Raw genomic sequence first — 12,274 nt, 5'->3', positions numbered from 1 at the left:
ACAAAACCAGGCCGTCTCCGGCAGGTTTTGTTTCCTTTTTTAATATATAAAGGCTTCAAGCTATAAATTATCCCTCTGTTTCTACTTGATATACAGGCTCTGGTGCATCAGCCGGTTCATTTGCTTTTGCTGACTTCGAACATTTGCGGAACAGTCACGAAGCTATACCCGCGTTTGCGCATAATGCTGATGACTTCCGGAAGCGCCTGTATGGTACCCTGCAGATTGCTGCCCCGGCCGCCGCCGCCGTGCTGGAGTATAATTGCGCCTTTTCCGGCCCTGGAGAGGATATTGTTCCGTACCTGGGTCTTGGATAAGCCTCTCCAGTCCAGGGAGTCAACGTTCCAGTTCACCAGCTTGTAGCCGTGGGCTCTGGCCCATTTCAGCTGCTGCTCACTGATGTCACCGTACGGGGGACGGATCAGCCTCGGTTTGTAACCCGCAAGAGCCTGGATAATATTCTCGGTACGGATAATCTGGGTGCGGAATTCATTCATCCCCAGCTTGCCGAATTCGGGATGATTGTAGGAGTGGTTGCCAATCGCATGGCCTTCCCGGATGATCCGCGCAACCAGACCGGGATGTTTCTCGGCACGGCTGCCGACCACGAAAAAGGTGGCCTTGACATTATATTTATGGAGAACATCCAGCAGCTGCGGGGTAAAGCGCGGATCAGGCACATCGTCAAAGGTCAGGGCAATGATCTTGCGCCGCGGACCCTGGGTCTTGATCGTATCCGGATATTTGCGCAGCAGCTGGCTTAGAGAAAGTCCTTTATTTCTTTTGTGGCGCCGGGCTGAAGACTGGGAGGCGGTGGAACCGGCCGGAACAGCAGGATCTTCTTCCATAGAGACATTCGGCCGGGCGGAGGCTGGAGCGGATGCAGAAGCAGACACAGCAATCGGGAAGATGCTGGGCAGGATCACTATTATTATGAAAATAAGGAGCAAAATGCGGCGGATTCTCGCCAACTTCATGGGTTACGCCTCCTCTGATCACACAGCTGGATATTTTGAAATACAAGGGTTGTTATTCCCAGCCTTTGCGAATTTATGCTGTCAGCATGTGAATCACCTAAAGATTTAACCTGTCCGTAAATACGTGTATACTTAATGAATACGGGGGTAAGCCCGCCAAATGATGAGAGAAACGGGAAGGATGGAGACAAGAATGACAGATTTGTTTGCACCTTATGAACTGAAGGCCCTCACTTTGAAGAACCGCGTGGTTATGCCGCCGATGTGCCAATATGCAGTTGAGAAGCAGGATGGCATTCCTACAGACTGGCACTTTGTGCATTATGTCAGCCGCGCTGTCGGCGGTACCGGATTTATTATTGTAGAGATGAGCGGGATTCATCCGGACGGGCGGATTACCAATCAGGATACGGGGATCTGGGAGGACGGGCAGATTGCGGCGTTTAAGCGGATAACAGAGGCTGTTCATGCCCAGGGTGCCAAAATCGCCATCCAGCTTGGACATGCCGGCCGTAAGGCGGTGGATGCCAATCCCCCGGTTGCGCCTTCGGCGATCCCGTTTGATGCACATTCCCAAACGCCCCGTGCGCTGACCCGGGACGGGATTGCAAAGATGATCAGGGCATACCGGGATGCTGCGCGCCGGGCGGTTGAGGCCGGATTTGATACCGTTGAGCTGCATGGATCCCACGGGTACCTGATCCACCAGTTCCATTCCCCGCTATCCAATGTCAGGGATGACGAGTACGGCAGCGATCCCGCGCTGTTCGGTGAGCAGGTAGTGGAGGCGGTGCGTGAAGTGCTGCCGGCGGAGATGCCGCTTCTAATGAGAGTTTCCGCTAAGGAATATGTAGAAGGCGGATATAATGAAGCTTACGCGCTGGAATTCTGCCGCCGCTACAAAGCTGCAGGAGTAGACATGTTCCATGTATCATCCGGCGGGGAAGGCCCGATCGGCTCTAATGGAGGTCCTAATGCAGGACCGGCTTATCAGGTGGAGCTTGCTGAGTACATACGCAGCGGACTGCAGGTTCCGGTAATAGCTGTAGGGCGTCTGGAATCCTACGGGGAGGCCCAGGCCGTAATTACCGAAGCGAGGGCCGAACTTGTGGCTGTCGGCCGGGGGATGCTTAGTGATCCATACTGGGCTTTACATGCGGAAGAAGCGCTCGGAGGGGTACATCAGGCCAATTTGCCTAAACCTTATCTGCGCGGGATTTGGAACAAGAAATAGAAGGCTGTGATTGTGAAGTATGTCACAGATTTTAAGCTCCTTCTAAGGCATGGTTAATAAGATTAAATTTGAAGGAGCTTGATAACGTGGCGACGGTGATAAGTAACGAGCGGCTGGGAGACGGAGTATACCACCTGGTGGTTGAAGGAGGTAACGGCGGTGCGATGGGTCAATTCTACATGCTGCGGGCATGGGGAGCCTATCCGCTGCTGTCCAGACCGCTTAGCATACATCAGGTGAATGACAGCGGTGTTGATTTTTTGTATCACGTAGTAGGGGAAGGCACGGAGATTCTTGCCGGACTGAAGCCGGCCGACAAGCTTGAACTCGAAGGGCCATTCGGCACCGGCTTCCCGCGTGTGGAAGGCAAGGTCGCGTTAGTAGGCGGGGGCATCGGAATTGCTCCGCTCTATTACTGCGCCCAGGAGCTTCCGGAGAGTGACATCTACCTCGGCTTCAGCCGGGAACCTTTCCGTACCGAAGCCTTCCGTCCGCTTGCTGCCGAGCTGACCGTCGATGTGGGCGGCCACATTCTGGACAGCGTGGATTTCACGTCCTATGATCATATATTTGTCTGCGGTCCGCATCCCATGCTGAAGGCGGCACAGCTCAAAGGCATAGCAGCGGAAACAGCCGGCAAGCGTCCTGACGTATATCTGTCGCTGGAGAACCGAATGGCCTGCGGCATCGGTGCCTGTCTCGTCTGCAGTGTATCCTGCAAGGATGGACAAAGGAAGGCCTGCGCGGACGGCCCCGTCTTCCTGGCTGGGGAGGTACTGTTCCATGATTAATACAACTGCTAATATTGCCGGTGTTCATTTCAAGAACCCGATTGTTATGGCTTCGGGCACGTTTGGCTTCGGCCGTGAATATGGCAAGCTCTATGATGTATCCCTGCTTGGCGGAATCTCCGGCAAAGGGCTCACACTCCATGCCAAAGCGGGAAATCCCGGTGTACGCGTGTATGAGACAGCTTCGGGCATGCTGAACAGTGTAGGACTTGAGAATCCGGGAGTGGAAGCCTTCCTGGCCAAGGAGCTCCCATACTGGGAGACACTGGACACGGCACGTATCGTGAATCTGGGCGGCAACACACTGGCTGATTACGTGCTCGGCGCCGAGCTGATCCAGCGCGATGCGGATGCCCGCCTGCTTACAGGCAAACCGGCAGTGGATATGATCGAGCTGAACATCTCTTGTCCGAATGTGAAGGAAGGCGGCATCGCCTTCGGCGTGAAGACTCCGGCAGCGCTTGAGGTCGTCCGGGCAGTTAGAGCAGCAACCCGTCTTCCGCTGGCCGTGAAGCTGTCGCCGAACGCCGAGGATATCGCTGAGATGGCTGAGATGTGCGAAGCAGAGGGGGCGGATGCCGTCTCGCTGATCAATACGATCTCAGGAATGAAGATTGATGTGCGCCGCCGCCGCAGTGTATTTAATAATCTGTATGCCGGTCTGTCCGGACCTGCGATTAAGCCTGTAGCCTTGCGGATGGTGCATCAGGTATCCAAACGTGTATCCATTCCGGTTATCGGGATGGGCGGCATCACCTCAGCTACCGATATTATTGAATTCATTATGGCCGGTGCAGCCGTCATTCAAGTGGGAACGTACAACTTCATGAATTTACGGGCCGGCAGTACGCTTGTCGAAGAACTGCAGCAGTTTATGGCTGAAGAGAATATCAGCTCACTTGATGAAATCCGCGGTATTGTATAGCTGGAAGGCTGATCCTGCGATTTCGCATAACTTTTTTGCACAGCCTGAGAGATCTTCACTTGCCATGGTTAATATAATGGGTAGGGGGAATTCTGTTATGACATCCCATCAGCCGCATCCTGATGACATTGAGCTGTCTGAAATCACGGTTGGCCGTGACCTGCTGCTGCTGATTACCGGAGGTGTCCGTCATATCGGTGCGGCAAGCACCGCTTATATGGACGGTGACACTGCCAGGGTCATGACTTCGGCGGTCCCGCATCATAAGGAGCATACGATCAGCGAATCCGTTGCACTCCGGGCAGCAGCTGCGCTGAACCGGACAGTCACGGTTGTGATGGGGATTCATTACGACAATCTGACTAAAGAGGGCATTATGGAAGTCGTAAATATTGTGAATGCCAAAGTGGACCAATATTTATTGCAAAAGATTTAACAATTTTTGAAACGATAGTGGCACTCCCTGCGTAAAAGATACCAAATGAGCAACTAACTTTTATTTTGGAGGAATGAACCATGTCTATATTTAAAAGATTGCGTGATCTGACCATGTCCAATGTGAATGCGATTATTGATAAAGCGGAAGACCCGGTCAAAATGACCGATCAATACATTCGTGATATGACCGAGGATCTGGAAGATGCCGAGAAAGCGGTAGCTGCCCAGATTGCCATTGAGAAGAAGTTCAAGCAATTGTACGAAGAGCAGGAAGCTCTGGTGAACAAGCGTAACCAGCAGGCACACGCTGCCGCCCAAGCCGGTAATGCCGATCTGGCCCGCCGTGCACTGGAAGAGAAGAAATCGGCTGAAGCCAAGCTCGTAGAGTACAAAACCAGCTTCGACCAGAACAAGGCTTCAGCGGACAATCTCCGCGGCAAGCTCGAAGAAATGCGCAAGCAGCTTACACAGATGAAGAACAAACGTGAGACCCTTGTTGCCCGTTACAACGCAGCGAAGGCGCAGACTGAAATCAACAAAGCCATGAGCGGGTTCAGCTCCGATTCGGCTTCCGCCGGTCTCAAACGGATGGAAGACAAGATGCTTCAGGCAGAAGCGCAGGCAGAAGCCAGCAACGAGATGAGCTCCGGCAACAAATCGCTGGATGATGAATTCGAGAAGCTGGGTAAAGACCAGGCGGTTGAGGATGAGCTGGCTGCACTGATGAAGCAGTACGACAAACAATAATATATTGGCATAAGCCGGAGTTCAGGCGGTTGTCCACAGGCGAAGGGGAGACAGAACTAGCGGTTTCTCCTTCGCCTTATCTTTGTCTTACCTGGAAGGTAATCTGAACAAGCGGGGGCTAAAGCAATGGATTTCCATACCCTGGTGTCCATGGTAGTGTGGACGGTCAGCGGCGCAGTACTGCTGTGTGTGCTGATGTTCGTGGATTCGCTGTTTACCCGTTATGAAGATTTGGAAGAGCTCAAAGCCGGCAATATGGCAGTCACTACGCGCTTTGTGCTGAAGCTGGGGGCTCAGGGCTATATTTTATCGTCATCCATTGCTGCGGCTAGCCGGCTTGGGGAAGCGCTGGTTGTCTCTATTGTATCTTTTGTACTGTTGTTCGTTCTGGAAAAATCAGCCGAGCTGCTGCTGGGCAGGGTAGGCAAGCTTGATCTCGATCATGGCACTCAGCTGGGCAAAGTCGGCTACGGTCTGCTTGCAGGCTCTTTGCATGTAATCGGGGCTCTAATTATTGCTGCATTTATTCGTGGATAACATACTTACTCTGACAGAACTAAGCGGATGCTTTCGAAGCGAGTTTTGCGGAGGGAAATCGATGTAGTGAATGCTCACAAAACTTTTAGGAGGATTGATGGCTTTGGGTTTATGGAAAAGAATCGGTAATATGTTCTCGAAGCCGGAGGCGCCCGCTGCGCCCAAAAGCATGCTTGACCTGTCTCCCGGAGATATTTGCGAAGTATCTTTGGTAACTTACGAAGTAACGGGCCGGACGAAGACCAGCGGCCGCAATGCTGCTGTATTGACGCTTCGCGACGGAAGCCAGATTTCCTATCTGTATATTGAAGAACGGGAGCAGCTGCAATACAGGTTGTATCATCCGATCGACGGGCGTCTGGATAGCCCTTCCGAGGTACCGGCTACCCTGGAGCTGGATGACTGTACCTTTTATCTGGAGGAGGAATACGAGGGGTATGCAGCAGTTACAGGCCAGACTCCTTACATGAATGGCGGAGAGCAGCATGTCTGGCAGTACCAGTCGGATGATTCGCGGCTGCTGCGCGTGGAATGGCAGAATGGCCGGTTCATGCTCTATGAAGGTGAAACTGTCATTCCGGCTGATGTCAGAGTGATTCGTGCGTCTTAAGGTTTACATGGAGCAGAAGAGAACAGTGCTGCTAACAACTGAATCGTATTGAGATTAAGGGATGTCACCGCCTGTTACAGGCCGTGTGCGTCCCTTTTTGCGTGTGAGCCAACCCGGAGCTGAATTTCCCTTTGTAGTGCCGCATGTTAAAATGGGCGTAGCTCAGCAGATGCAGGAAACTGCCAACTTAACAAGGAGGATGGACTACTTCCATGGCTAACCCAGAGAACAATAACAAGGAATATACCAATGATAAATTTCAGCGCTCCGCGCTTCAGGTGACAGAGGCTCAGGTCCGGCTGACAGCATATGCAATCCCCCTTATGAATGAAGAGGTTCCTTTGAATCAAAGCTGCGGGCGCTATCTGGCCCAGTCCGTTCATGCACCACATCCCTTTCCGGCATTTGACCGCTCAAGTATGGACGGCTATGCAGTTATCGCAGCAGATACAGCATCGGCTGGCGATAACAGCGTGGTGTGGCTTGAGGTGGTCGATGTTATTCCCTGCGGCGCAGTAGCGTCAAGAGAGATTACGACGGGGACTGCTGCGCGGATCATGACCGGAGCGCAGGTTCCGGATGGCGCGGACACTGTAATTATGTTGGAAGCCACAGAGAGCCGGATGGAAGATGATGTTACTTATGTGGGCATTCGCAAGCCGCAAGCGGCGGGACTTCATATTACGCCGCGCGGCCTTGAGCTGGGGACAGGAGAACTGGTGCTGCCTGAGGGGAAAATAATCGGTGCCGGTGATATCGCTGCACTGGCTGCGCTGGGTGTTGCGAATGTTCCCGTGCATCGCAGACCTAAGGTAGCAATCTTCGCCACCGGAACTGAACTGCTTGAGGTGGACGAGCCGCTGGCTCCGGGTAAAATCCGCAACAGCAACTCTCCTATGCTGGAGGCGCTTGTACGGGAAGCAGGCGGAGAACCCGTAATGCTTGGTGCGATTGTTGATGATCTGGAGCTTGCCCGGAGTAAGGTGCAGATGGCACTGGAGAGCTATGATCTTGTAATTACTACCGGCGGTGTGTCCGTCGGAGATTATGACATTATGGGTGATCTGATCCGCGAGCAAAGCGGCGAAATGCTGTTTAACAAAGTAACCATGCGACCGGGCAGCGTTACAACAGCAGCAGTACGTGGAGGGACCATTCTGCTAGCCTTATCAGGCAACCCGGGAGCCTGCTTTGTAGGGTTCCAGCTGTTCGCCCGGCCTGTCATCGGTCTGATGCAAGGGGCGGCGCAGCCCTTTTTGCCGGAATGGACAGCAGCGCTAGGCGTGGATTATAAGCGGGTAAACCCCTTTACCCGGTATGTCCGGGCCCGGCTGGTGATCCGGGAGGGCGTTCTCTATGCTCATCCTGCCGGCGTTGACGAATCCTCCGTGATGGTTACGATCAAAGACAGCGATTGCCTCATCGTCATTCCGCCGGATAGCGGGCAGATGACTTCCGGGGATAAAGTAACCGTGCTTAAGCTGCCGGGGGAGATCCGGGGGTGAATAGTGGGGAAATGATATCTTCATTCTACCGTCAAACGGCCATAAGCAGGAGCATCGTCATTAGCAGGAATAGTTAAGAATACCTTCGTGCAGCACTTATGACCTTTCCTGCAGGCATTTTTAGGGGGGAGTTTCTCAGGTAAGTGCTGTCTGGGTTTATACTAATATTGCATTATGTGAAAAAATCACAATATAATGGTAAATCGCTAGGGATTATAAACATTTAAAATGCAGATGGTGCCAGTCAGCAACCCGACCAGCTGTTGACCGATAACCCGGCAACCAAGTGCTGCAATGATATATTTCCAATAAATCATCATATGAAAAATTCATAATAGAAAACCGAAAATTGCATAGAGCATCACCATTCACTCAAGCCACTCCAGATACTACTTCCATGTACCGGTTACAAGGGGTAAAGGAAACGCCCATTTAATAGACTGTCGAGGGCATTAACTAACTTTGAATGGCGGACAAGTGGCATGCTAATTGATGGTGGCAACTTCCGGTGGTAAGATATGATTATGTCTACGCCTATTCTACCCACCAAATTTAATATTCCGTCGCATCGGCCGAATACCATTCTCCGTCAACGGTTAATCAATAAGCTTGAGCATGGTATGCATCACAAATTGACCCTTATCTCGGCGCCTGCTGGTTATGGGAAAACAACATTGGTTAGTGAATGGATCGAAGGTTGCGGACGGCCTGCCGCGTGGCTGTCGCTTGAGAAGGGAGATGACGAACTTACGCGCTTTCTGAACTGTCTCATCTCCTCCCTGCAGACTCTTGAAGAGAAGATCGGGGAAGGTGCGCTTTCCGTGCTTCAATCTCCAGGACCACCGTCTACAGAGTTGGTTCTGGAAGCGCTTCTTAAGGATGCCGCCGCCCTGGCTCCTTTTATGCTAATCTTTGATGATTATCATGCAGCAAAATCGAAGCCCATCGACGAGGCTGTTTCCTTCCTTCTTGACCATCTTCCAGCACATATCCACCTTATAATGATCACCCGTGAGGCTCCGAATATACCATTGTCCCGGTTACGGGTTCAAGACCAGTTGACAGAATTACGCGCAGCTGACCTGAGATTCACCTCTACAGAGGTCGAAGGATTTCTAAACGGAGTCATGGGACTTAACCTGCCAGCAGACAAAATTGACGTGTTGGCATCACGTACAGAGGGTTGGATTGCCGGTTTGCAGTTGGCCGCGCTCTCGATTCAGGGTGATCATGGTACCGACAGGTTCATTCAATCTATAGCAGGTAGCCATCATTTTGTACTGGATTACTTGGTAGAAGAGGTTCTGCAACGGCAGCCGGAAGCCGTTCAGACCTTTTTGGTACGGACATCGATCCTCGACCGCCTATGCGGATCTCTGTGCGATGCTATTCTGCTCGATCCCTCGATGTCAGGCAAGCAACAGTTATTGGATCTTGATCGTCAGAACTTATTCATCATTCCCTTAGATCACGAACGACAGTGGTATCGATACCATCACTTGTTTGCCGAATCCTTGCAGAGACGGTTGCAGGATAGTTCCTATGAAAGCGATATTTCAGAAATGCATGAGCGAGTAAGTACGTGGTATGAAAACAACGGCTTTGAAATTGAAGCATTTCGTCATGCGATAGAGTCCGCTGATATTGAACGCGCTGCACGCTTACTCGAAGGTAATGGGATGCCACTGCATCTTCGCGGGGCAGCAGGCATTTCTCTAAAATGGCTGGAGACCTTGCCTACCGCGGAAATGGACGCCAGACCTGCGTTGTGGGTGATGTACGGTTCAGTATTGCTGATCACGGGTAAGCCGATGCATGTCGAATACAAGCTGCGGGCAGCGGAGGCAGCGCTGGAAGGCGTTATACAGGACGTCCGCGTCAGAGACTTGATCGGACTGATTGCCGCAACTCGGGCTGCAGTGGGCTCGTTGATGATGGCTGTAAAGCCTAATGGGACCAATCTAAAATTACAGGCAGCCGAAGCGTCTATGCAAATGACGGAGCATGACGATAAGACTGATGACCTTATCAGGCTGATTGCCCCTGTAAAGGCTGCACTTTTAGATGAAAGCCAAGAGATAGACCAAGTAATCACCCATTCAACCCGCGCTTTAGAATATCTCCGTCAGGATAATCTCTCTGTTAGGACATCAGCTGCATGGATGCTGGGCGTGGCGTGCCAACGGCGGAGGGACCATGCCGGAGCTCGAAAGGCCTATAACGAAGTTGTTTCGTACAGCCAGATGATGGGCCATAAACCAATGGCTGTCCTGTCCCTGATCGGCCTGGGTCAAATCGAAGAAGCGGATAATCGGCCTGGTTTGGCGGGGGAATGTTACGAAGAGGCTCTCCGGCTAGCCGGCGATCTGCCGATTCCGGCTCTTCGTGAAGCGCAGGCTGGTCTGGAGCGTGTACGGCTGGGCCTCCAACCCGGACTGAAGAGGGAACTGATTGAGCCACTCAGCCAACGGGAACTTGAGGTGCTGGCGCTTATTGCCAAGGGACTTTCCAACCGGGACATCGGCACGCAACTATTTTTGGCTGTTGACACTGTCAAAGGGCATAACCGCAGGATTTTTGAGAAACTTCAAGTGCAAAGCCGCACAGAAGCGATCGCATGTGCCCATGAGTTGAATTTGCTCCCGAACCCACATAAACCACACTAAAGTGTCTACTGACTCTAATGTCCCTTAGCTATAATCCTTGTAACACGAGTTAAGGGGGATAAGCATGAATAGGAATGCAAGGGTAGCAGGGGCACTCTTTATGGTGTCGACGGGGGCCTATATGATTGGGAGCGGGTTTCTGAATCCCATTATCATGCAGCCCGAACTTCTTACCGGTTTATACTTGGACCGAACAAAATTATTCGCGGGATTGTTTTTGGAGTTGATCAACGCTATAGCGGTTGTGGGGATTGCGATGCTGCTATATCCCGTTTTAAAAAAATATAACGAGGCGTTTGCGTTAGGGTACTTCGGATTCCGGATAATCGAGTCTGTGATCTTAATTATCAGTTTAACCGGTCCAATTTCATTCATTACGTTGAGCAAAGATTTTATATCGGAGGAAGCTTCAGGTCGTTCTTACCTCCAGTCGATAGCAAATTTAGCGGTAGAAGCTCATTTTATACTCTTTGAACTGGCAATGATCGCGCTGAGTTTAGGTAGTTTGCTATTATGTTATGTTCTCTACCGGTCAAAATTGATTCCGCGAGTGTTGTCCGTTATCGGTTTCATTGGGTATACCGGGTTGTTAACAAGCAGTTGTCTGGCGATCACCGGTCGTGACACCGGAGCCGTTCTGTATATTCCAGGGGCAATATTTGAGATTGTTCTCCCACTCTGGCTCATGGTTAAGGGGCTTAATCTGCGTGCGGAGAAATCTTAATTGATTACCTAACGGACACTTTAAACCTGTTACTTGGGATATTACCTTACAGGAGGAAGATCATCCCATTAAATAAAAACCAATAATCGGTACGATCATTATCTTTGAAGCTTGTTTGTAAAGCTAACAGAGAACGATATTTAATGAAACAGCGACAGTACAGGACTTTATTTTATCGTCCTTTGCTGCCGCTGTTTCAATTTCTAGAGCCATCCGAATCCCAGTTTCACCCTTTGTCCGCTGACCAGTGCTCAGGATGCGTAAGCGATCCCGGCAGCTTGGTAGCCGAATCTCCCTTAGCGGCTTGCAGCTGCGCTTGGGTAAGGAAGAGGCTGCCTCTCAGATCGGCGCCGCTCAGATTCGTGTCGCGGAGGTCAGCGCCGATCAGGTCGGCGTGACGCAGATCCGCACCGCTGAGGTCAGCGGCGATCAGATAAGCTCCGCGTAAGCTGACACAGCAGAGATCGGCCTTACGCAGCTTAGCGCCGATCAGATCAGCCCCGCGGCCGTAGTTTTTCTGCCGCTTGGGAGCTGGTTCCAGCTGCGCCCGGGCGGAATTGCGTGCCAATTCGCTGGCGCGCAGCAGCAGTTCGTTGACTTCAGCGCGGTGTACAGGCACATCTAGCGTCAGGAGTTCTTCTGGGCTGAGTGTAGTCAGATTCAAAGTCCGTTCTATCATCAGCATAAGTGAATCATGCATAATATCAGCACCGGGGAACGCTGACGCCTCACTCAGATACCACAACAGCTCGTGAAGCTGGCGCATCACCGGGAAGACCTCGAACATCTGCCCGGCGGTTTCAGGTGCCTGCCGCCAGTCACGGCCTCCATAGGTCAGATTGGAGACCTTCTGCCCGGCTCCGAAGCAGTCATACACTGTGCAGCCCCGGAAGCCTTTCTCCCGCAGTTCCGTGTGAATTCCGCAGCGGAAGTCCTCCCGCAGATTGGGGCAGGGCTGTCCGGCATTCTTATCTATTGCGAAGTCGGAGGAAGCGGCAAAAGGAAGCGCCGCGCAGCAGAGGCCGAAGCAGTTCAGGCAGTCAGAATGCAGCTCAAGCAGTCCAGTGTCCTGAGTTTCAGTCCAATTTAAATAATTTTCAATCAAAGGAATAATACCTCC

At 51.9% G+C, this 12,274-nt stretch carries 12 protein-coding genes; 10 read left to right on the top strand and 2 right to left on the bottom strand.

What is annotated here, in order from left to right; all coding sequences use genetic code 11:
* Window positions 1-116: 116 nt before the first annotated feature.
* The gene (locus QW71_RS14130) at window positions 117-977 is read right to left on the bottom strand and encodes a polysaccharide deacetylase family protein (protein ID WP_039299069.1); all 861 of its coding nucleotides are present in this window, start codon (window positions 975-977) and stop codon (window positions 117-119) included.
* 193 nt (window positions 978-1,170) lie between these two features.
* Here QW71_RS14130 and QW71_RS14125 point away from each other — a divergent pair, with 193 nt between their 5' ends.
* From QW71_RS14125 to QW71_RS14080, 10 genes are all read left to right on the top strand, one after another.
* A complete protein-coding gene (locus QW71_RS14125) occupies window positions 1,171-2,211 on the top strand; it encodes an NADH:flavin oxidoreductase/NADH oxidase (protein WP_039299066.1) in 1,041 nt (346 codons plus the stop codon).
* An 86-nt stretch (window positions 2,212-2,297) separates the two neighbouring features.
* Window positions 2,298-3,002 (top strand): dihydroorotate dehydrogenase electron transfer subunit, encoded by a 705-nt coding sequence (locus tag QW71_RS14120; RefSeq protein WP_039299063.1) that lies wholly within the window; start codon window positions 2,298-2,300, stop codon window positions 3,000-3,002.
* Window positions 2,995-3,927 carry a dihydroorotate dehydrogenase gene (locus QW71_RS14115; RefSeq protein WP_039299060.1) on the top strand — a complete coding sequence of 311 codons (933 nt, stop codon included), beginning with the start codon at window positions 2,995-2,997 and terminating at the stop codon, window positions 3,925-3,927. Before QW71_RS14120 ends, QW71_RS14115 begins: the two co-directional genes overlap by 8 nt.
* A gap of 97 nt (window positions 3,928-4,024) precedes the next feature.
* Window positions 4,025-4,363: a hypothetical protein gene (locus QW71_RS14110; protein ID WP_039299057.1), complete on the top strand. Its 339-nt coding sequence runs from the start codon at window positions 4,025-4,027 to the stop codon at window positions 4,361-4,363.
* 80 nt (window positions 4,364-4,443) lie between these two features.
* The gene (locus tag QW71_RS14105; RefSeq protein ID WP_039299055.1) at window positions 4,444-5,112 is read left to right on the top strand and encodes a PspA/IM30 family protein; all 669 of its coding nucleotides are present in this window, start codon (window positions 4,444-4,446) and stop codon (window positions 5,110-5,112) included.
* A 126-nt stretch (window positions 5,113-5,238) separates the two neighbouring features.
* The gene (locus QW71_RS14100; RefSeq protein WP_039299050.1) at window positions 5,239-5,649 is read left to right on the top strand and encodes a DUF350 domain-containing protein; all 411 of its coding nucleotides are present in this window, start codon (window positions 5,239-5,241) and stop codon (window positions 5,647-5,649) included.
* A gap of 103 nt (window positions 5,650-5,752) precedes the next feature.
* Entirely contained in the window at window positions 5,753-6,259 is a 507-nt protein-coding gene (locus tag QW71_RS14095; protein ID WP_039299317.1) for a DUF4178 domain-containing protein, read from the top strand.
* 212 nt (window positions 6,260-6,471) lie between these two features.
* A complete protein-coding gene (gene glp, locus QW71_RS14090) occupies window positions 6,472-7,764 on the top strand; it encodes a gephyrin-like molybdotransferase Glp (RefSeq protein WP_039299039.1) in 1,293 nt (430 codons plus the stop codon).
* A 518-nt stretch (window positions 7,765-8,282) separates the two neighbouring features.
* Complete coding sequence (locus QW71_RS41330; RefSeq protein WP_052770026.1) at window positions 8,283-10,430, top strand: LuxR C-terminal-related transcriptional regulator; 2,148 nt, start codon at window positions 8,283-8,285, stop codon at window positions 10,428-10,430.
* Window positions 10,431-10,494: 64 nt separating this feature from the next.
* Window positions 10,495-11,154, top strand: a complete 660-nt coding sequence (locus QW71_RS14080; protein ID WP_039299025.1) for a DUF4386 domain-containing protein — start codon at window positions 10,495-10,497, stop codon at window positions 11,152-11,154.
* A gap of 226 nt (window positions 11,155-11,380) precedes the next feature.
* On the opposite strand, the gene QW71_RS14075 is transcribed toward QW71_RS14080, so the two are convergent.
* Complete coding sequence (locus QW71_RS14075) at window positions 11,381-12,259, bottom strand: pentapeptide repeat-containing protein (protein WP_047013778.1); 879 nt, start codon at window positions 12,257-12,259, stop codon at window positions 11,381-11,383.
* Window positions 12,260-12,274 lie beyond the last annotated feature (15 nt).

The organism is Paenibacillus sp. IHB B 3415, assembly GCF_000802655.2.
In the GTDB taxonomy this organism is placed as follows: domain Bacteria; phylum Bacillota; class Bacilli; order Paenibacillales; family Paenibacillaceae; genus Paenibacillus_AQ; species Paenibacillus_AQ phytohabitans.
The sequence above is the reverse complement of the archived record's forward strand: the minus strand, read 5'-3'. Positions and strand labels throughout refer to the sequence as shown.

Excerpts from the sequence above, each read along its gene's own strand:
- QW71_RS14105 (WP_039299055.1), top strand. The coding sequence starts at position 4,444 with ATGTCTATATTTAAAAGATTGCGTGATCTGACCATGTCCAATGTGAAT.
- QW71_RS14115 (WP_039299060.1), top strand. The coding sequence starts at position 2,995 with ATGATTAATACAACTGCTAATATTGCCGGTGTTCATTTCAAGAACCCG.
- QW71_RS14080 (WP_039299025.1), top strand. The coding sequence starts at position 10,495 with ATGAATAGGAATGCAAGGGTAGCAGGGGCACTCTTTATGGTGTCGACG.
- glp (WP_039299039.1), top strand. The coding sequence starts at position 6,472 with ATGGCTAACCCAGAGAACAATAACAAGGAATATACCAATGATAAATTT.
- QW71_RS14130 (WP_039299069.1), bottom strand. The coding sequence starts at position 977 with ATGAAGTTGGCGAGAATCCGCCGCATTTTGCTCCTTATTTTCATAATA.
- QW71_RS14100 (WP_039299050.1), top strand. The coding sequence starts at position 5,239 with ATGGATTTCCATACCCTGGTGTCCATGGTAGTGTGGACGGTCAGCGGC.
- QW71_RS14110 (WP_039299057.1), top strand. The coding sequence starts at position 4,025 with ATGACATCCCATCAGCCGCATCCTGATGACATTGAGCTGTCTGAAATC.
- QW71_RS14125 (WP_039299066.1), top strand. The coding sequence starts at position 1,171 with ATGACAGATTTGTTTGCACCTTATGAACTGAAGGCCCTCACTTTGAAG.
- QW71_RS41330 (WP_052770026.1), top strand. The coding sequence starts at position 8,283 with ATGATTATGTCTACGCCTATTCTACCCACCAAATTTAATATTCCGTCG.